General features: G+C 71.0%; 17 protein-coding genes. 8 read left to right on the plus strand and 9 right to left on the minus strand.

Annotated features, from left to right (window positions below; all coding sequences use genetic code 11):
* Window positions 1–105: 105 nt before the first annotated feature.
* From ACIBG8_RS40980 to ACIBG8_RS40990, 3 genes are read left to right on the plus strand one after another with little or no spacing between them, the layout of a single operon-like run.
* Window positions 106–1,071, plus strand: a complete 966-nt coding sequence (locus ACIBG8_RS40980; protein ID WP_397348612.1) for a Bug family tripartite tricarboxylate transporter substrate binding protein — start codon at window positions 106–108, stop codon at window positions 1,069–1,071.
* Window positions 1,071–1,541: a tripartite tricarboxylate transporter TctB family protein gene (locus tag ACIBG8_RS40985; protein WP_397348613.1), complete on the plus strand. Its 471-nt coding sequence runs from the start codon at window positions 1,071–1,073 to the stop codon at window positions 1,539–1,541. The genes ACIBG8_RS40980 and ACIBG8_RS40985 overlap by 1 nt, the downstream gene beginning before the upstream one ends.
* Window positions 1,538–3,025: a tripartite tricarboxylate transporter permease gene (locus ACIBG8_RS40990; protein WP_397348614.1), complete on the plus strand. Its 1,488-nt coding sequence runs from the start codon at window positions 1,538–1,540 to the stop codon at window positions 3,023–3,025. The genes ACIBG8_RS40985 and ACIBG8_RS40990 overlap by 4 nt, the downstream gene beginning before the upstream one ends.
* A 108-nt stretch (window positions 3,026–3,133) precedes the next feature.
* Here ACIBG8_RS40990 and gatB read toward each other — a convergent pair whose 3' ends face one another.
* Genes gatB through gatC form a run of 3 tightly spaced genes read right to left on the minus strand, consistent with a single transcriptional unit; the run spans window position 3,134 to window position 6,413 of the window.
* Window positions 3,134–4,621 (minus strand): Asp-tRNA(Asn)/Glu-tRNA(Gln) amidotransferase subunit GatB, encoded by a 1,488-nt coding sequence (gene gatB, locus ACIBG8_RS40995; protein WP_397348877.1) that lies wholly within the window; start codon window positions 4,619–4,621, stop codon window positions 3,134–3,136.
* A 5-nt stretch (window positions 4,622–4,626) separates the two neighbouring features.
* Window positions 4,627–6,117: an Asp-tRNA(Asn)/Glu-tRNA(Gln) amidotransferase subunit GatA gene (gene gatA, locus ACIBG8_RS41000; protein WP_397348615.1), complete on the minus strand. Its 1,491-nt coding sequence runs from the start codon at window positions 6,115–6,117 to the stop codon at window positions 4,627–4,629.
* Window positions 6,114–6,413, minus strand: a complete 300-nt coding sequence (gene gatC, locus ACIBG8_RS41005) for an Asp-tRNA(Asn)/Glu-tRNA(Gln) amidotransferase subunit GatC (protein ID WP_397348616.1) — start codon at window positions 6,411–6,413, stop codon at window positions 6,114–6,116. The genes gatA and gatC overlap by 4 nt, the downstream gene beginning before the upstream one ends.
* A gap of 81 nt (window positions 6,414–6,494) precedes the next feature.
* Here gatC and ACIBG8_RS41010 point away from each other — a divergent pair, with 81 nt between their 5' ends.
* Entirely contained in the window at window positions 6,495–6,968 is a 474-nt protein-coding gene (locus ACIBG8_RS41010; RefSeq protein ID WP_397348617.1) for a GNAT family N-acetyltransferase, read from the plus strand.
* A 250-nt stretch (window positions 6,969–7,218) separates the two neighbouring features.
* On the opposite strand, the gene ACIBG8_RS41015 is transcribed toward ACIBG8_RS41010, so the two are convergent.
* Window positions 7,219–10,044 (minus strand): BTAD domain-containing putative transcriptional regulator, encoded by a 2,826-nt coding sequence (locus ACIBG8_RS41015; RefSeq protein WP_397348618.1) that lies wholly within the window; start codon window positions 10,042–10,044, stop codon window positions 7,219–7,221.
* A 74-nt stretch (window positions 10,045–10,118) separates the two neighbouring features.
* Here ACIBG8_RS41015 and ACIBG8_RS41020 point away from each other — a divergent pair, with 74 nt between their 5' ends.
* Both ACIBG8_RS41020 and ACIBG8_RS41025 read left to right on the plus strand, forming a co-directional pair.
* Window positions 10,119–10,661, plus strand: a complete 543-nt coding sequence (locus tag ACIBG8_RS41020) for a carboxymuconolactone decarboxylase family protein (RefSeq protein WP_397348619.1) — start codon at window positions 10,119–10,121, stop codon at window positions 10,659–10,661.
* Window positions 10,658–11,419 (plus strand): helix-turn-helix domain-containing protein, encoded by a 762-nt coding sequence (locus ACIBG8_RS41025; RefSeq protein ID WP_397348620.1) that lies wholly within the window; start codon window positions 10,658–10,660, stop codon window positions 11,417–11,419. Before ACIBG8_RS41020 ends, ACIBG8_RS41025 begins: the two co-directional genes overlap by 4 nt.
* Here ACIBG8_RS41025 and ACIBG8_RS41030 read toward each other — a convergent pair.
* From ACIBG8_RS41030 to ACIBG8_RS41040, 3 genes are all read right to left on the minus strand, one after another.
* Window positions 11,403–12,323, minus strand: a complete 921-nt coding sequence (locus ACIBG8_RS41030) for a carbohydrate binding domain-containing protein (RefSeq protein WP_397348621.1) — start codon at window positions 12,321–12,323, stop codon at window positions 11,403–11,405. The two genes, ACIBG8_RS41025 and ACIBG8_RS41030, sit on opposite strands and share 17 nt — an antisense overlap.
* A gap of 66 nt (window positions 12,324–12,389) precedes the next feature.
* Complete coding sequence (locus ACIBG8_RS41035; RefSeq protein WP_397348622.1) at window positions 12,390–13,658, minus strand: S8 family peptidase; 1,269 nt, start codon at window positions 13,656–13,658, stop codon at window positions 12,390–12,392.
* A 244-nt stretch (window positions 13,659–13,902) separates the two neighbouring features.
* Window positions 13,903–14,304: a hypothetical protein gene (locus ACIBG8_RS41040; protein ID WP_397348623.1), complete on the minus strand. Its 402-nt coding sequence runs from the start codon at window positions 14,302–14,304 to the stop codon at window positions 13,903–13,905.
* A 98-nt stretch (window positions 14,305–14,402) separates the two neighbouring features.
* On the opposite strand from ACIBG8_RS41040, the gene ACIBG8_RS41045 reads away from it, so the two are divergent.
* The gene (locus ACIBG8_RS41045; RefSeq protein WP_397348624.1) at window positions 14,403–15,389 is read left to right on the plus strand and encodes a GlxA family transcriptional regulator; all 987 of its coding nucleotides are present in this window, start codon (window positions 14,403–14,405) and stop codon (window positions 15,387–15,389) included.
* A gap of 203 nt (window positions 15,390–15,592) precedes the next feature.
* On the opposite strand, the gene ACIBG8_RS41050 is transcribed toward ACIBG8_RS41045, so the two are convergent.
* On the minus strand, window positions 15,593–16,234 hold the full coding sequence (locus tag ACIBG8_RS41050; RefSeq protein WP_397348625.1) for a response regulator: 642 nt from the start codon (window positions 16,232–16,234) through the stop codon (window positions 15,593–15,595).
* Complete coding sequence (locus ACIBG8_RS41055) at window positions 16,234–17,529, minus strand: sensor histidine kinase (RefSeq protein WP_397348626.1); 1,296 nt, start codon at window positions 17,527–17,529, stop codon at window positions 16,234–16,236. Before ACIBG8_RS41055 ends, ACIBG8_RS41050 begins: the two co-directional genes overlap by 1 nt.
* Window positions 17,530–17,684: 155 nt before the next feature.
* On the opposite strand from ACIBG8_RS41055, the gene ACIBG8_RS41060 reads away from it, so the two are divergent.
* Complete coding sequence (locus ACIBG8_RS41060; RefSeq protein WP_397348627.1) at window positions 17,685–18,092, plus strand: DUF6326 family protein; 408 nt, start codon at window positions 17,685–17,687, stop codon at window positions 18,090–18,092.
* Window positions 18,093–18,224: the final 132 nt, after the last annotated feature.

Genomic DNA, 18,224 nt, shown 5'->3' on the forward strand with positions numbered 1-18,224 from the left:
CACGACCATTACGACCTTTATGACGCCAATCACATTAAGCCTCGACTGGCGGGCGAGCGGGCCTCACGATCCAGTGCACATCACTGTGCGTTCATTGGAGTACCCATGCGTATCCGGACCATCGCCGTGGCCCTCGCCGTCACAGCGGCCCTGTCCGCCTGCGGGGGCGGCGGCGGCACGACCGCGGCCTCGTCGTTGCGGATCATGGCCCCAGCCGCGCCCGGTGGCGGCTGGGACACGACCTCGCGTACGGCGGCGCAGGCCTTCACCTCCGTCGACGCCAAGCGCAAGGTCGAGGTGTTCAACGTCGAGGGGGCGGGCGGCACCATCGGCCTGGCCCAGCTCGCCGGCGAGAAGGGCAACGGCAACCTGCTCATGACCATGGGCCTGGTCATGGTCGGCGCGATCGAGCAGAACAAGTCGAAGGTCACGCTGGCGCAGACGACGCCGATCGCCAAGCTGACCGAGGAGTACGAGATCGTCGTGGTTCCGGCGGCCTCGCCGTTCAAGAGCCTCGCCGACCTCGTGGCCGCCTGGAAGGCCGACCCGGCCAAGGTCTCCATCGCGGGCGGTTCAGCGGGCGGCACCGACCACATCACCGCCGGGCTCATGGCCAAGGCTGCGGGCGTCGACCCCAAGGCGATCAACTACGTGCCCGGCTCGGGCGGCGGCGACGCGCTGCAGCTCCTGCTCGGCAACAAGGCCTCGATCGGCATCTCCGGCGTCGGCGAGTTCGCCGAGCACGTGAAGTCCGGCAAGCTGCGCGCCCTCGGCGTCACCTCGCCCGCCAAGCTGCCCAACGTCGACGCGCCGACCGTCAAGGAGGGCGGCCTCGACGTCGAGATCGCCAACTGGCGCGGCTTCGTCGCTCCCCCCGGGCTCAGCGACGCAGACAAGAAGGCCCTGACCGACACCGTGACCAGGATGCACGACTCGCAGGCCTGGAAGGACGCGCTGGCCAAGAACGGCTGGATCGACTCCTTCAAGTCCGGCCAGGAGTTCGCCGACTACCTCAACGCCGAGCAGACCCGGGTCAAGGGGATCATCTCCGAGATGGGGCTCGTCTCCTGATGTCCTCGCGTTCCGAACTGGGGCTCGCCCTGGTCGTCCTGGCGGTGGGGGTGTTCGTCATCGTCGGCACGCTCGGCGTGACGGCCGCCACCTCCGCCCTCGGGGTGGGACCCCGCTTCTTCCCCATGCTGGTGGGCGGCGCCGCCGTCGTCGTCGGCGCCCTCTACGTGGTCGACGTGCTGCGCGGCGGGCACGGCGACCCTGAGGAGAGCGAGGACATCGACGTCGCCGCCGCCACCGACTGGCGCAGCGTGCTCAAGGTCGCCGGGATCTTCCTCGCCTTCGTCGGGGTGGTCGACTTCCTGGGCTGGATCATCGCCTCAAGCCTGCTGTTCTTCGGCATCGCCTGGGCCTTCGGGGCCTCCTCCACGATCAGGGCGGCGGTCATCGGGATCGTCGTGGGGGTGGGCACCTACCTGGCGTTCGTCAAGGGGCTCGGCGTCACGCTGCCGGGAGGGCTGCTCGGATGAGCTCCTTCCAGCTCCTCATGGACGGCTTCGCCTCGGCGCTGACCCCGGTCAACCTCATGTACGCCCTGATCGGCGTCACGCTCGGCACCCTCGTCGGCGTCCTGCCCGGCATCGGCCCGGCCATGACGGTCGCGCTGCTGCTGCCGATCACGTTCTCGGTGGAACCGGCGAGCGCCTTCATCATGTTCGCCGGGATCTACTACGGCGGCATGTACGGCGGGTCGACCACGTCGATCCTGCTCAACACGCCGGGCGAGTCCTCCTCGATGATCACCGCGCTCGAGGGCAACAAGATGGCCAGGCGCGGCAGGGCGGCCCAGGCGCTGGCCACGGCGGCGATCGGCTCGTTCGTCGCCGGCACGCTGGCCACCGGCGCGCTGGTGCTCGCCGCCCCGGCGATCGTCAGCTTCGCCATCGCGTTCGGGCCCGAGGACTACTTCGCGCTGGCGATCCTGGCGTTCACCGCCGTGTCGTCCGTACTGTCCCGCTCGATCGTGCGCGGCCTGGCCTCGCTCGTGCTCGGTCTCGCGATCGGGCTGGTCGGCATCGACCAGCAGACCGGTCAGGCCAGGCTCACGCTGGGCATCCCGCAGCTGCAGAGCGGCATCGGCGTGGTGATCGTCGCCGTGGGGCTGTTCGCCCTCGGCGAGGCGCTCTACGTCGCCTCCCGGCTGCGGCACACCGCCCCCGAGGTGGTCCCGGTCGGCCGCGCCTGGATGGGCAGGAACGACTGGGCGCGGTCGTGGAAACCCTGGCTGCGCGGCACCGCGCTCGGCTTCCCGTTCGGCGCGCTGCCCGGCGGCGGCGCCGAGATCCCCACGTTCCTGTCGTACGCCGTGGAGAAGAAGCTCGCCAGGAGCGAGGAGTTCGGCAAGGGCGCCATCGAGGGCGTCGCCGGGCCCGAGGCGGCCAACAACGCGTCGGCCGCCGGGACGCTGGTGCCGCTGCTGACGCTCGGCCTGCCCACCTCGGCGACCGCCGCGATCCTCCTGGCCGCCTTCCAGCAGTACGGCCTGCAGCCGGGACCCCAGCTCTTCGACCACAATCCGGCGCTGGTGTGGGGCATGATCGCGTCGCTGTTCATCGGGAACACGATGCTGCTGGTGCTGAACCTGCCGCTGGCCCCGCTGTGGGCGCGCATCCTCCACATCCCCCGGGCCTACCTGTACGCGGGGATCGTGGTGTTCGCCGCCCTGGGCGTGTACTCGCTGCACGGGTCCGTGGTGGACCTCGTGGTGCTGTTCCTGCTCGGGGTGCTCGGCTACGCGATGCGCCGCTTCGGCCTGCCGGTGGCGCCGGCGGTGATCGGTCTCATCCTGGGCCCGATGGCCGAGGTCCAGCTCCGCAGGGCCCTGGCGCTGGGCGCGGGCGACGTGACCGTCCTGGTCAGGAGCCCGGTGGCGGCGGTCCTGCTCGTGGTGGCCGCGCTGGCCCTGCTCATGCCGGTGTTCAGGAAGCTCTGGACACGAAGGGATCACACCTGAGTCTCGGGCGGCGTAAACGACCCGCCCCCGGGCATCACCTAGGTGGTTCTTGGGATACGACCTTCGCGAAGGCCCCGCCGGCCTTGTCCAGCCGGCGGGGCTTCTCGTTTATTCGGACACGCCGAGCTTCTCCAGGAGGAGCTCGCGGGCGCGACCGGCGTCCGCCTTGCCGCGCGACGCCTTCATGACGCCGCCGACCAGCGCGCCCACCGCGGCGATCTTGCCGGAGCGCACCTTCTCCGCCGCGTCGGCGTTGTCGGCGAGCACCTGGTCGATGATCGCCGAGAGCTCGCCCTCGTCGTTCACGATCTGCAGGCCGCGCGCCGCGACGACCTCGTCGGGCGTACCCTCGCCGGCGAGCACGCCCTCCAGGACCTGCCTGGCCAGCTTGTCGTTCAGCGATCCGCTCGCCACCAGCACCGTCACGCGGGCGATGTCGGCGGGCGTGATGGCCAGGTCGGCGAGAGCCGTACCCGACTCGTTGGCCCGCCTGGCCAGCTCGCCCATCCACCACTTGCGCGCGTCGGCCGCCGGAGCGCCGGCCGCGACGGTGGCCTCCACCAGGTCGATGGCGTCGGCGTTGTGCATGGCCTGCATGTCGAGGTCGGACACGCCCCACTCGTCCTGCAGCCGCTTGCGCTTGACCGACGGCAGCTCGGGCAGCGCCGCCTTCAGCTCGGCCACCCACGCCACGTCCGGCGCGATGGGCACCAGGTCGGGCTCGGGGAAGTAGCGGTAGTCCTGCGCCTCCTCCTTGGACCTTCCGCCGGTGGTGACGCCGGTGTCCTCGTGAAAGTGGCGGGTCTCCTGCACGATCCTGCCGCCGTCGGCCAGGATCCGCGCCTGCCGCTCGATCTCGCTGCGCACCGAGCGCTCGACCGACCTCAGCGAGTTGACGTTCTTGGTCTCGGTGCGGGTGCCCCACTCGGTGGCGCCGCGCGGCATGAGCGAGACGTTCACGTCGCAGCGCATGGAGCCCTCCTCCATGCGCACGTCGGAGACGCCCAGCGACCGCATGACCTCACGCAGCTCGGTCGCGTACGCCCTGGCCACCTCGGGCGCCATCCGGTCGGTGCCGGGGATCGGCTTGGTGACGATCTCCACCAGCGGGATGCCCGCGCGGTTGTAGTCGACGATCGAGTAGTCGGCGCCCTGGATGCGGCCGGTCGCGCCGCCCACGTGGGTGGACTTGCCGGTGTCCTCCTCCAGGTGCACGCGCTCGATCTCGATGCGCACGGTCTCGCCGTCCACCAGCACGTCGAGGTAGCCGTCGAAGCACAGCGGCTCGTCGTACTGCGAGATCTGGTAGTTCTTCGGCATGTCCGGATAGAAGTAGTTCTTCCGGGCCATGCGGCACCACTCGGCGATCGAGCAGTTCAGCGCGAGGCCGATGCGGATCGTCGACTCGATGGCCGCCACGTTGGCCACCGGCAGCGCGCCGGGGAAGGCCAGGCAGGTCGGGCACACCTGGGTGTTGGGTGGCGCGCCGAACGTGGTCGAGCAGCCGCAGAACATCTTCGACTGGGTGCCGAGCTCGACGTGGGTCTCCAGGCCGAGCACCGGCTCGAAGCGCTCCAGCGCCTCGTCATAGGGCATGACGGTCATAGTGCCGGTGCCTCCTTCAGCAGCGGGCCGCCCCAGCGGCTCTCGAGGGCCTTCTCCACGGCGGCGCCGACCCGGTAGCAGCGGTCGTCGCCGAGCACCGGGGCCATGATCTGCAGGCCGACCGGCAGGCCGTCCTCGTCGGCCAGGCCGCACGGCACCGACAGCGCCGCGTTGCCCGACAGGTTGGACGGGATCGTGCACAGGTCGGCGAGGTACATCGCCATCGGGTCGCCGGTGCGCTCGCCGAGTTTGAACGCCGTGGTCGGCGTGGTGGGCGAGATGAGCACGTCGACGTGGCCGAAGGCGTTCTCGAAGTCGCGCGAGATGAGCGTGCGCACCTTCTGGGCCTGGCCGTAGTAGGCGTCGTAGTAGCCGGACGACAGCGCGTAGGTGCCGAGCATGATGCGCCGCTTGACCTCGGGGCCGAACCCGGCCGCCCTGGTCAGCGCCATGACCTCTTCGGCGCTGCGGGTGCCGTCGTCGCCGACGCGCAGGCCGTACCGCATGGCGTCGAAGCGGGCCAGGTTGGAGCTGGCCTCGGACGGCGCGATCAGGTAGTAGGCCGGGAGCGCGGTCGTGAACGACGGGCAGGAGACCTCGACGACCTTGGCGCCGAGCGACTCGAGCAGCTCGACGGTGTCGTGGAACCGGTTGAGCACGCCCTGCTGGTAGCCGTCGCCGGCGAACTCCTTGACGACGCCGATCCGCATGCCCTCGATGTTGCCGTTGCGCGCGGCCTCGACCACAGCGGGCACCGGGGCGTCGATGGAGGTGGAGTCCATCGGGTCGTGGCCGGAGAACACCTCGTGCAGCAGCGCCGTGTCGAGCACGTTGCGCGCGAACGGGCCTGGCGTGTCCAGCGAGCTGGCGAACGCGATCACGCCGTAACGGGAGGATCCTCCGTACGTCGGCTTCATGCCCACGATGCCGGTCACGGCGGCCGGCTGGCGGATCGAGCCGCCCGTGTCCGTGCCGGTCGACAGCGGCGCCTCGTAGGCGGCCACGGCGGCGGACGAGCCGCCGGACGAGCCGCCGGGGGTGCGGGTCAGGTCCCACGGGTTGTGCGAGTCGCCGTAGGCGGAGTTCTCCGTGGAGGAGCCCATCGCGAACTCGTCGAGGTTGGTCTTGCCGAGGATGACCAGCCCGGCGGCGCGCAGCCGCGCGGTGACCGTGGCGTCGAACGGCGGGCGCCAGCCTTCGAGGATCTTGGAGGCGGCCGTGGTCGGCATGTCGTGGGTGGAGAAGATGTCCTTGTGCGCGATCGGCACACCGGCCAGCGGGCCGAGCTTCTCCCCCGCCCTCAGCCGCTCGTCGACGGCGCGGGCCTGCTCCAGGGTGACCTCGCGGTCGACGTGGAGGAACGCCTTGACCTTGCCGTCGACCTCGCCGATCCGGTCGAGGTGGGCGGTGGCGACCTCGACGGCCGACGTCTCGCCCGCGGCGATCAGTTGCCCGAGCTCGGCGGCGGTCTTGTGGATCAGACTCATGCTTCCTCCCCCAGGATGCGCGGGACGCGGAAGCGGTCGTCCTCGACGGCCGGGGCGCCGGCGAGCGCCTGCTGCGGCGTCAGGGACTGTCGCACCTCGTCGGCACGGAAGACATTGGTCAGCGGAAGCGCGTGCGACGAAGGCGGCACGTCGTCGGCGGCTACCTCGGCCACCTTCGCGACAGCCCCGATGATCACATCGAGCTGCGTGGCGAAGTGGTCGAGTTCGTCGTCGGACAGCGCCAGCCTGGACAACCTGGCCAGGTGTGCGACCTCGTCGCGGGTTATGGCGGACATGAGTCGTTGAACCCGTTTCGTGGATGGAATTTGGTCAGTGTCATCCTAGAGGCCATGACGGAGAGTGGCCGAACCATTAACGTGCCCGTAATCAGGGACGAGCGCCCGACCGACCGCGCGGGAGTCTACGAGGTCGAGGCCGCCGCCTTCGGCCGCCCGGACGAAGCGGACCTGGTCGACGCGCTGCGCGACCACGACGCCTTCGCGTACTCCCTCGTCGCCGAGGAGGACGGGGAGATCGTCGGGCACATCATGTTCACCTGGCTGCCGGTGGGTTCGGTCCGCGCGCTCGCGCTGGCACCGCTGGCCGTACGGCCGGGCAACCAGGGCGCGGGGCTCGGACGGGCGCTGATCGCGGCGGGCATGAAGCGCGCCGAGGAGATGGGGGTGCCCGGCGTCGTGGTCGTCGGCGACCCTGCCTACTACAGCGGGTCGGGCTTCACCACGGAACACAAGATCACCCAGACGTACGGCTGGCCCGACGAGGTCTTCCAGGCCATCGTCTTCACGGAACTGGAGGGCGAGGCCGTCTACCCGACCCCGTTCGGCAGCTGAAGCCGCAGCGCAGAACCCACCTCGGTGAGTCCACGGCGCCCACGCGCTCCAGCGCCTCGTCGGGCACCTTCTCCGACCGCTCGTACTCCTGACCTGCCCAGGTCGGACAGGGGTGACGGCCTCGCCGAGGCGATCGCCGACCGAGCGGAAGGCACGCAACGCCTCCGGGTATTCGGGGTGGACCGGCGCTGCGTCGCCGCGCAACCTGTCGATGAGCGCCGAGGGGAAGAGCGCGGGTGCTCGTTGCTGATTAGAGGGCCGCGAGGAGGAGGCGCACGCCGTTCGCCTCCGGGCTGCGCAGCTCGGTGAGCAGGTGCAGGGCCTGGGCGGCGTGCGCCCTGGCCAGGTCGGAGCGGCCGAGGTCGCGGTGCGCGTGGGCCAGCCCCGCGTGCGCCTGCGCCTGCGCCCACCGGTCGTACATGCTGGAGGCCAGGTCGAGCGCGAGCGTGTGGTCCTCCACGGCCCGCGCCGGGTCGTGGGCCGAGCGGAAGGCCTCTCCGAGCGAGTTGAGCACCTCCATCTCCCCCGCCTTCATCCTCAGCTCGCGGTAGATGGCCAGCGCCTGGAGATGGTGGTCGATCGCCTCGGCGTTGTGGCCCTGCCGGTGGTTCACGAGCCCGATCGAGTGCAGCACGTGGGCCTCGCCCGAGGTGTGCCCGTGGGAACGGAACACCGCACGCGCCCGGTCGAGCACGGCGAGCGCCTCCTCGTAGCGTCCCTGCTCCCGGTAGGCGGCCGCGTAACCGCACTCCGCCGCCGCCCGGTTGATCGGCTCGCCCACCTCGTCGAACGCCTCGGCCGCCCGGCGGCTGAACGTGTACGCCTCGTCGTAGGCGCCCTGTTCCAGGCGGAACCGGCCGAGCGCCAGCAACGAGCGCGCCTCGCCGAACCGGTCGCCCAGCTCCTCGTGCCGGGACACGGCCAGCCTGGCGTACTCGACGGCCGGCCCGGTCAGGCCCAGCCTCTTCTGGGTGACGGCGAGGTCGATCAGCGCGCGTGCCTCCCCCGCGAGGTCGCCGTCGTTCTCGGCGGCCCGCAGCGCCGCCTTGGCCAGCGCGGAGGCGTCGAGGAAATGGGCGTGGTTGTTCAGGTACCTGAACAACGTGATGGACATGGCGCTGGAGTAGCCGGGCCGTCCCAGGTCAGCGGCGTGTACGGCGACCTTCACGAGGTTGACCCGCTCGGCGTCGAGCCAGGCGGCGGCCCCGTCCCGGTCGGCGAGCTCCAGGCGCGGCGTGCCCGGTCGCAGGACGCGCGGCCTGCGTGCCGTGCCGTCGGGGAAGAGCAGGTCGATGGCCTGGCTGGCGGTGTAGAGGTAGTGGTCGAACATCCGGGCCAGCGCGTCCTCCTCCGGCCCGTGCTCCAGCGCCGTGGCTCCCGCGTGCTCGCGCAGCAGGTCGTGGAAGGTGAACCGGCCTGGTTCGTGCTGCATCAGCAGGTGGGCGTCGAGCAGGTCGCCCAGGACCTCGTCGGCCCGCCACAGCGGCAGGTCGGCCAGCGAGGCGGCCGCGTAGGCGTCCACGTCCGCGCCGGGATGCAGGCCGAGCAGGCGGAACATGCGTTGCTGGTCCTCGTCGAGCTGCCGGTAGGACAGGGTGAACGCGGCGGCCACCCCACGCTCTGCCGTCGACAGCTCGGGCAGCCTGCGCCCCTGCTCCCCCAGCCGTTCGGCCAGGTAGGCCACGCTCCACGTGCTCCTGTGCCGCAGCCTCGCCGCCGCTATGCGTACGGCCAGCGGCAGGAACCCGCACAGCCGCAGCACCGTCATGACGGCGTCCTGATCCGCCACGGCCCGGTCGCCGACGATCGTGGTGAACAGCTCGACCGCCTCGTCCGCCGGGAGCACGTCCAGCGACAGGGTGAACGCCCCGTCGAGGTCCACGAGGCGGCGCCGGCTGGTGATGAGCACGAAGCTGTTGGACGCGCCCGGCATCAGCGAGCGCACCTGGTCGGCGTCCAGCGCGTTGTCCAGCACCACCAGGACGCGCCGGTTGACCAGCTCGGACCGCCACAGCGCCGCCCGGTCTGCCAGGGTGACCGGCAGCCGGTCCGGCGTCACGCCGAGCTGGAGCAGCAGCATCTCCAGCGCGGTGCTGGCCTGGCACACCACCTGGCCAGGGGTGTGGCCGTGCAGGTCCACGAAGAGATGGCCGTCGGGGAAGTGCTCGGCCAGCCGGTGCGCCACGTGCACCGCCAGCGCGGTCTTGCCGATCCCTGCCATGCCGTCGATCGCGGAGATCGTCACCACCCTGCGGTTGCGCGTCGGCGACTCGACCAGCCGCGCCAGCTCGGGGGCCCGTCCGGTGAAGTCGGGCAGGTCGTAGGGCAGGTGGGACTGGCGCGTGGTGGGCTGCGCCGGAGCCGGCTCGTCGTCGTGCAGGACGGAACGCTCCAGGGCGAGGAAGGTCTTGCTGGGGTCGAGCCCCTGGTCCTCGGCCAGCGCGGCGCGGAAGGCGCGGGCGACGGCCAGCGCGTCCGCCTGCCGTCCCGCGCGGTGCAGGGCGAGCATGAGGTGGCCGCTCAGCCGTTCGCGCAGCGGGTGGGCGGCGACCTGGGCGGCCAGCTCGTCGATGAGGCTCGCGTGGTTGCCCGCCTCCAGCTCCAGCTCGGCCAGGCGCTCGACGGCGCCCAACCGGCGGTCCTCCAGCCGGGTCCTGGCCTCCTCGACGAAGTCGGCGTGCACGTCGGCCAGCGCCTGCCCCTGCCACAGGCCGAGCGCCGCGCGGACCTCACCGGCCGTCCGCGCCCCGGCGAGCGCGCCGGTGAACTCCTCCAGGTCGAGCTGTCCCGGCTCGGTCTGGAGGACGTAGCCCGCGCTCCTGGTGACCAGCAGCTCGGGCGCTCCTGCCTCGCGCAGCACCCGCCTGATCACCGCGACGGACGCCTGGACCTGCGCGCGGGCCGTGTCCGGCGGGGTGAGCCCCCACATCGCGCCGACCAGCCGGTCGGCGCTGATCGCCGTCCTGGCGTGCAGCAGCAGGTACGCCAGCACCGCCCGGTGGCGCGGCGCCACCGGAGGGACCTCGCGGCCGTCGAACGACGCACCGACCGGGCCGAGCACCGTGAACCGCAGCACACCCCACCCCCCGATGGTCCATCCATGGCGAACGCATAAGGAATGTAGCAAGACCCTCACTGATGATTGGCGACATGTTCGGGCTTCCACCCATCCAGCCGGAAACCGCGACGGACCAGGCGGCCGAGCTGCTCGCCGACGTCCACCGGTTTCTGGGCGTCACACCCAACCTGGCCCTGGCGATGGCCAACAGCCCAGCCGTGCTCAAGGCGTACCTCGACAGCGCCGGAGCACTCAGGGGCGGCGAGCTGCCCGAGTCGATCAGGGCGCGGATCGCCGTGCTCGTCGCGCAGGAGAACCGGTGCGACTACGGCCTGTCCGCCCACATCCACATCGGCACCAAGGTGACCGGACTGACGCGGGAGGAGATGGCCGACGCGCGCGAAGGGCGAGCCTCCGACGCCAGGGCGTCGGCGGCGCTCGCGCTGGCCACGGCCCTCCTGCGCGGCAGGGGCGCGGTCACCGACGCCGACCTCGCCGTCGCGGGAGCGCACCTGACGCACGGCGAGATCGCGGAAGTGGTCGCCAACGTCGCGCTCAACATCTTCACCACCTACCTCGGCAAGGCCGGCCGCGTCGCCGTCGACTGGCCCCTGGTCCGCCACGACGCGCCATGAGCGGGGAGACGTTCGGCGCGGAGCTGCGCCGCTGGCGGCTGCGGCGCGACCTGAGCCAGATGGAGCTGGCCGACCGCACGGGCACCACGCAGCGCCACGTGAGCTACCTGGAGCGCGGGCTGGCCCAACCGCGGCGCGCGCTGGTCCTGCGGCTTGCCGCGACGCTCGCGCTGACCGAGAGCGAGCGCGACGACCTGCTCCTCACGGTCGGGCTGGCGCCCGAGCAGCCGGACCTGGCCGGTCCGCTGGGCGAACCTGTGCGCCGGATGCTGGAGATGGTCGTCAGGGGTCACCTGCCGGCGCCCGCACTGATCGCCGGGCCGCACGGGCAGGTCGTGGCGGCCAACGACGCCGTCGCGGTGCTCACCGAGGGGGCGGCGCCCGACCTGCTGCGCGAGCCCGCCTCGCTGCGCCGCCTCATGCTGCATCCGCGCGGCATGGCGCCGCGGGTGATCAACCTGGACAGCTGGGGGCACCACGTGCTGGAGGGGCTGCGCGACCTGGCCAGGTGCGGTGGGCGCAGCCCGCAGTTGCACGAGCTCATCACGGAGCTGGCCAGGTACGTGCCCGCCGCCCGGCCGGACGCCGGGCAGCCGGGCTTCGCCGTACCGCTGAGGTTGCGCAGCGCGCGCGGCGAGCTGAGGTTGATCTCGACGGTCACCTCGCTCGCCACGCCGGCGCTGGCGGGCTACCGGCTGGAGGTCTTCCTGCCCGCCGACGCCGAGACCTCGCGGCTGCTGGCTACTCGCCGCCGGTGAAGGAGACATCGTCCAGGCACAGCGTGTACGGCTCGGCCGCGCCGCCCACCTGGAAGAGCACCTGGCCCTCGGCGTCCGTCGCCTTGGCTACGCCGTTGTAGACGTAGGTGCGCTGGCCGGCGCCCAGCTCCGGCCAGCCGTCCACCATGCCCGTGTGCGGCTCGGCGCCGAGCTGGGCCACCGACCTGATCTTGACGTTCTTGCTCGCCGACGCCTTGAAGCTCAGCCGGTACGGCTGGCCCGCCTTGAACGGGATCCGGCTCTGCCCCACGATCGAGGTCCACGGCTTGTCGCCACCGGCGGGCACCTCGGCGCACAGCCGTCCGCCGTCCACCTTGATCGGCGTGTTCTTCGAACTCCACCACCCCTTCGTCCCAGCGTCGAACGACCCGTTGACCACGTGCTCGACCACCGGGACGACCGACACGTTGTCCAGGCACAGCGTGTACGCCTCAGCCGCGCCGCCCACCTGGAACAGCAGCTGCCCCTCAGGGTCGCCCGCCTTCGGCCTGCCCACGAAGCTGAACTTCTTCGACGCGGGTCCGACCTCGGGCCAGCCGTCCACGACAGCGGTGTACGGCTCGCTGCCGCGCTGGATCACCGACCTGATCCTGGCGGTCTTCGTGGCGGTCGCCTCGAAGCTCACCTTGTACGACTGGCCCGCCTCGAACGCGACGCGGCTCTGGCCGAGCTGCGCCGACCACGACTTCTCGCCACCGGCGGGCACCTCGGCGCACAGCCGTCCGCCGTCAACCTTGATCGGCGTGTTCTTCGAACTCCACCACCCCTTGGTACCGCTGTCGAACGAGCCGTTGACCACCAGGTCGCCGGCGGACGGGGCGGCGGCGTGGGCCGGCGTCGCCACGACCATCGCCGCGAACGTGCCTGCGGCAAGCATGCGCATGGGATTCACGATTGGCGATCTTGGATCACCCCGCTCACGCGGGCAATACCGTCCTGGGAATGACGATCACGAGCACTGCTGCGCCGTGGTGGTCGCCAGGGCGTTGCAGAGGTTGACGCGGCCGAAGCCGAAGTTGTTGTCCCGGCCGGGCAGCCCCAGGTCGTCCGCCGTGGCCCCCAGGCGGGTGCGGGTCCCGGACGCCGACAGCGCCGGGAAGCGGGCGCGGATCGCGGCGGCGACACCGGCCGCGATGGGCGCGGCCATGGAGGTGCCGTCGAAGCTCGCGTACTGGTTGCCGGGGATCGTGCTCAGCACCTCGTCCCCCGCCGCCGCGACCTCCACGAACGGCCCGGTGTTGGAGACCGCGCCGCTGTCGAAGGTGGCGAGCTGGTCCAGCGCGTTGGTCGCGGACACCGCGGCCACCTCGTCGTAGGCGGCGGGGAAGAACTCGGTCCCGCGCTGGGCCTGGGTGACGTTGCCCGCCGAGGCGATCAGGGTGGCGCCCTGGACCAGCCCGAGCTGCCAGGCGTTGCGTATCGCCTGGTGCAGGGTGGCGGAGTCGGCGGCGAAGCCGAAGCTCATGTTGATCACCTTGGCGCCCTGCTGCCACGTCCAGACGATGCAGTCGGAGACGTCGGCCACGTTGCTGTCGCCGTTGTTGTCGAACGCCTTGCACATGATGATCCGGGCGTTGAACGCCACTCCTGCCCCGCCCTTGCCGTTCCCCGCCCTGGCGGCGATGAGCCCGGCGACGTGGGTGCCGTGGCCCAGGCCGTCCTTGCAGCTGCCCTCGACGATTCCGTCGTTGAACAGGCCGGTGGAGCGGGCGCAGCCGATCACGTTCGCGGCCAGGTCCTCGTGCTCCTTGTCGATGCCGGAGTCCACGATGCCGACCTTGACCGGCGCGCCGGGGACGCCCGCCTGGGCGAGGGTGAAGTAGCCCTCGGGGGCGTCGATGTCGGCGTCGTTGCTCTGGTGCAGGTGGTACTGGTCGTCGAAGCGCGGGTCGCCGGGGAAGAGCGGCGGCGGGGAGTCGAGCGTGACCAGGTAGTTCGGCTCCGCGTACTCCACGGACGGGTCCTTGGCGAGCTTGGCCACGACCCGCGCCGGGTCCTCGGCGGTCTCCACCAGGTCGGCGCCCACGCGCAGGGTGCGCAGCAGCCGGACGCCGCCGGAGCGGCGCTCGAGGTCGCGGCGCGCCTGGGGCGCGGTGTCGGTGCGGTATTTGACGATGACCGACCTGCTCTCGTACGGCGGAGCCGCCGCTGCCTGCGCCGGTGGGATGCTGACGAGTAACGCCGCGCCCATCGTGACCAGGGCAAAGGTGACGCGCATGTGCTTTCCCTTCTCGAAAGCGTGGGAGATGGCGAGGCGGCTGCCCGTACTCTGCGGGCAACCGCCTCACTCCGCCATGCACAAATGCACATTCACGCTTCCTCAGGCGGACCTCCCACCCGATCTCCAGGCGCTCCAAGGGCCACCAACAGAAAGACCCCCCATGACCTCTTCTCTCGCGAAGAGAGGCCGTGTGGGGGAAAGCCCTTTCTGGGGGTTTTGGGCGATCCTAAGGTGAGGCGCTCTAGGCCGCTTCGGTCGCTTTGGTGGCGCAGCCCGTGTACTCCGAGCGGCGCAGGAGCATCGCGCCGAGCATCAGCGGGAACATCGCCACGTGCGCGAGGACCATCAGCCCGCCGCCGTCGATGACCCCCAGCCAGAACAGCGGGAAGAGCGGAACGATCGGGACGAACATCGCCAGGCACATCTCCAGCGTCGGCCGCCAGCCGTGCCCGCGGAACCGCATCCACGCGGCCATCCCGACCGACATGTTGAACGCCATGACCAGGTAGCCCAGCTCGGGCTGCGCGTGGTGGGAGAAGCTCAGCCCGACGGCCTCCTGCAGGAACCCGAGGGCGAACATCCCGACGAACATCGCGATGACCATCTCGATGTAGTGGAGGGCGAACCTTCGTGTCTGTGTCATGTCTCGACCATCCGGCACCCCTCCGGCGTACCCAAGAAAGCTGAGAAGGCCGGTCCGTAATCTTGGGTGTCGGGTCTTTCCTGCCTAGAGTCGGACCCATGAGCGAGCGGCATTTCGTGGTGGTCGGTTACGACGCCGCCGAGCTACTGGACATCGCCTGCGTGGTCTCGGCGCTGGAATGCGCCAACTGGTACGGCGCCGAGCCGTACTACAAGGTCCGCCTGGCCACGCCGGGCGGCCGTTCCATCGAGTGCAACCCCACCGTGGCGCTCCAGCCAGGCGAGACGCTCGAACGGATCACCGGGCCGATCGACACCCTGCTCGTGTCCGGCGGCATCGGCAGCCAGGACGCGGCGGCCAACCGGTTCGTCCTCGCCCACGTGCGGCGGCTGGCGCGGGAGAGCCGGCGGGTGGCCTCGGTGTGCACCGGGGCGTGGATCCTGGCCGCCGCCGGGCTCCTGGACGGCCGGCGCGTCACCACCCACTGGCGGTGGGCGGACGAGCTCGCCGCCAGGCACCCCAAGGTGCGCGTCGACGCCGACCCCATCTTCGTCAGGGACGGCAACGTCTACACCTCGGCGGGCGTGACCAGCGCCCTCGACCTGACGCTGGCGCTCGTCGAGGAGGACAACGGCGCGGAACTGGCGAGGGTGGTGGCGAGGCAGCTGGTGACCTATTTGCAGCGGCCGGGTAACCAGTCGCAGATGAGCATGTTCACCGCCGCGCCCCCGGCGTCCAGCAGCCTGGTCAAGCGGGTGGTGGACTACGTGGTCGGCCACCCGGACGCCGACCTGACCGCGGCCACGCTGGCGGCCGAGGCGGGGGTGAGCGAGCGCCACCTGACCCGCCTGTTCCTCAAGCACCTGGGCCAGACCCCGGGCAAGTTCGTACGGCAGGCCAGAACGGAGGCGGCGGCGCAGTTATTGGTCTCCACCTCGTTGCCGATGGCCGCCGTGGCGTCGAGATGCGGTTTCGGCTCCGCCGAGACGCTCCGCCAGGCGTTCGTCGACTGCTACGGCATCCCACCGTCCCACTACCGCCTCACCCAGTCGCGCACCCCCCAGCGATCTCGCCGCTCCTCATGACCCCACCCACGTCCAGGTATTTGGTCCGGAACGGATGGCTGGGTACAGCGCCATCACCCGCCTGCTCCCCGTAGAGCTGATCCGGCGAGTCCTTGACGACCTGCAGCGACAGCGTCCGAAAGGTCTCCGCGAGCGCCAGCCCCAGCGGCCGATGGCCTTCTAGATGGTCAGCGGAGCAGCGTGATCGGGCGGGCCCGTGGGGGTCAGGGTGAGCCGGGGATGACGAATCCCGTTTCGTAGGCGGCGATCACGGCCTGGGTGCGGTCGCGGACGCCGAGCTTCATGAGGACCGCCGCCACGTGGGACTTGACGGTCTGCATGGCCACGGAAAGCTCGTCGGCGATCTCGGAGTTCGACAGTCCGCGCGCGAGAAGCCGCAGAACGTCCTGCTCGCGCTGGGACAGCTCGGGCAGCACCCTGCTGGACCGCGCGGCGAACCGTTCGATCAGCCTGCGCGTGGACGCGGGGAACAGCAGCGACTCACCCGACGCCACCAGCCGCACGGCCTCGATGAGCTCCTTGGGCGGTATGCGCTTGAGCACGAACCCGCTGGCCCCCGCCCGCATGGCCTCGAAGACGTACTCGTCCACCTCGAAGGTGGTGAGCACCAGGACCCGGGGAGCCCCCTCACGCGCCGTGATGCGCCGGGTGGCCTCCAGACCGTCCATCCCCGGCATCCGGATGTCCATCAGGATCAGGTCCGGCGCATCGAAGCCACGCGCCGTCACCACCGCGCCGTGACCGTCACCGGCCTCGCCGACCACCTCCCAGCCGTCCTCTGAGGACAGGATCGCGCGCAACCCCACCCGCACGAGCGGGTCGTCGTCGACGATGGCGATCCTCATCACAGCGCCCCGCGCCGGGTCGCGCACCCCAGGCACGCACACCCCCGGCTCAGGTCACACCGGGTCGTCGTCCCCTCGGGAAGGTGCGTGGACAGAGGCAGTACGGCACGCACCGCGAACTCGTCCTCCTCCGTGATGCCCACGGTGGCCTCACCGCCCAGCAGTGCCGCCCGGTCCTTGATGGACGCCAGCCCCCGGCCCGTGCCGGGCAACGCGTTCGTGACGGACACGGTCACCGCCTCGCCCTCCGCGGCGATGTCGACCCTGACGGCCCCTCCAGGCGCGTGCTTGGCGGCGTTCGTCAACGACTCCTGAACGATGCGATAGACGCCACGGCCGAGCGCGGCGGACAGCTCGCCGACCGCGATCCGCGACTCGATCTCCATGCCCGCCTCCCGCGCGTCGGCGATCAGGGCGGGCACGCGCTCGCCGCCGGGCGGCGGCGTGTATCCCCCGTCGGCCGCGTGGTCGCCGCGCAGGTCTGCGAGGATGCGGTCGAGCTCGCCGAGGGCGGCGCGCCCGCGCTGCTCGATGACGCCGAGCGCGCGTCGGGCGAAGTCGGGGTCCTTGTCGAACACGTGCGTGCCGGCACCCGCCTGCACGACGATCATCGACAGCATGTGCCCGATGCTGTCATGCAGCTCCTGGTCGATGCGAACCTGCTCCTCCGCCCTCGCGGCGCGGGCGAGCGCCGCCGCCACGATCTCGTCGCGTCCTGGACCGAGCGCCCACACCGCGAGCCTCCCGTGCCAGGCGGCTAATGCCCACGTCGCCCTGCGGAGGGCGGGGAACAGGGCGAGACCGACCGGGCACAACAGCAGCAGCCAGCGCTCACCGGCGAAGTCGATCGGCACCCCGTCGACCATCGCGGCCAGCGGCACCAGCACGAGCAGCGCGGGAAGCGCCACGAGGAGGAAACCGAGCGGCCCGGTGACGGAACGGACCATGATCCAGGCCAGCACCCGCCAGCTGGGCCCGTCCTGGAAGACCGCGAAGCATCGCCGTACCACGTTGACCACGACCGACGCCGAGCGCTTGTAGCGGACCGGCTCCGGGGCCGTCACGTCCTGGCCCAGGAGCGAGGCCAGCAGGTGCCGCTCCCAGCGCCCGATCGGCCGCAGCAGGAGCTGGGCCCACAACACGTTGGGGACGCTGATCAGCACCATCTGCCCGGCGAGCCCGGCGACGTACATCCCGCCGACGACCGTGAACCACAGGGCGCCGAAAACGAGCCCGAGCAGGAGGTAGGCGGCCGGGAGGTCGCGACGGGAGGTCGAATCCCGGAGGAGAGCCACACCTCGCATTGTGTCCCGGGGGCGACGGCGGCGTCATCGCCCCAACGGGGGAGCACTCCCCCGGGAGAGCTACCGACGAACCACTCCTGGGCGGGTGCCGTCTCCCTCACGTCCACGCCTACCTTCGAGGCACGCCGACGACCACAGGAGGAACCATGGGGGCAAGGCTCTCGACGTTATGGGTTTTCGCGCTCTTCAACTATCTGTACTGCGACATCGTGGGCCTGATGGACTCGGGGCTGCTGAAGCAGTACCTGACCGGACATGTCGGGGGGTTGGACATCAGTTCCGGGTTCCTGCTGGGCGCGGCGGTCCTCATGGAGATCCCCATCGCCATGATCGTCGTCTCCAGGCTGGCCGGGCCGCGCACCGCCCGGCTGCTCAACCTGGCCGCGGGAGTCCTCATGACCGTCGTGCAGTCGGCGACCCTCTTCATGGGGACCCCGACGACGTATTACGTGTTCTTCAGCGTGATCGAGATCGCCTGCACGGCGTACATCACGTGGTGCGCATGGAAGTGGCACATCACCGAAGCCCAGAACGCCCCGCTGGTGGCGCACTAGAGGCCACCGCCAGGAGAGCGACGGGTGGGGAAGCCTGGGGTCCACCCTCGGTGGGGAGTCGCCCGCGCTAGGGGGCACCCCGCCTGAGGGGCCATGCCCGATGGGGAGTCGCCCCGCTGGGAGCTAACCCCG

Origin of the sequence: Nonomuraea sp. NPDC050556 (assembly GCF_044457355.1) — a bacterium.
Lineage (GTDB): Bacteria > Actinomycetota > Actinomycetes > Streptosporangiales > Streptosporangiaceae > Nonomuraea.

Coding starts and splice junctions, on each gene's coding strand:
- ACIBG8_RS40980 (WP_397348612.1), top strand. CDS start 106: ATGCGTATCCGGACCATCGCCGTGGCCCTCGCCGTCACAGCGGCCCTG.
- ACIBG8_RS40985 (WP_397348613.1), top strand. CDS start 1,071: ATGTCCTCGCGTTCCGAACTGGGGCTCGCCCTGGTCGTCCTGGCGGTG.
- ACIBG8_RS40990 (WP_397348614.1), top strand. CDS start 1,538: ATGAGCTCCTTCCAGCTCCTCATGGACGGCTTCGCCTCGGCGCTGACC.
- gatB (WP_397348877.1), bottom strand. CDS start 4,621: ATGCCCTATGACGAGGCGCTGGAGCGCTTCGAGCCGGTGCTCGGCCTG.
- gatA (WP_397348615.1), bottom strand. CDS start 6,117: ATGAGTCTGATCCACAAGACCGCCGCCGAGCTCGGGCAACTGATCGCC.
- gatC (WP_397348616.1), bottom strand. CDS start 6,413: ATGTCCGCCATAACCCGCGACGAGGTCGCACACCTGGCCAGGTTGTCC.
- ACIBG8_RS41020 (WP_397348619.1), top strand. CDS start 10,119: ATGTTCGGGCTTCCACCCATCCAGCCGGAAACCGCGACGGACCAGGCG.
- ACIBG8_RS41025 (WP_397348620.1), top strand. CDS start 10,658: ATGAGCGGGGAGACGTTCGGCGCGGAGCTGCGCCGCTGGCGGCTGCGG.
- ACIBG8_RS41030 (WP_397348621.1), bottom strand. CDS start 12,323: ATGCGCATGCTTGCCGCAGGCACGTTCGCGGCGATGGTCGTGGCGACG.
- ACIBG8_RS41035 (WP_397348622.1), bottom strand. CDS start 13,658: ATGCGCGTCACCTTTGCCCTGGTCACGATGGGCGCGGCGTTACTCGTC.
- ACIBG8_RS41040 (WP_397348623.1), bottom strand. CDS start 14,304: ATGACACAGACACGAAGGTTCGCCCTCCACTACATCGAGATGGTCATC.
- ACIBG8_RS41045 (WP_397348624.1), top strand. CDS start 14,403: ATGAGCGAGCGGCATTTCGTGGTGGTCGGTTACGACGCCGCCGAGCTA.
- ACIBG8_RS41050 (WP_397348625.1), bottom strand. CDS start 16,234: ATGAGGATCGCCATCGTCGACGACGACCCGCTCGTGCGGGTGGGGTTG.
- ACIBG8_RS41060 (WP_397348627.1), top strand. CDS start 17,685: ATGGGGGCAAGGCTCTCGACGTTATGGGTTTTCGCGCTCTTCAACTAT.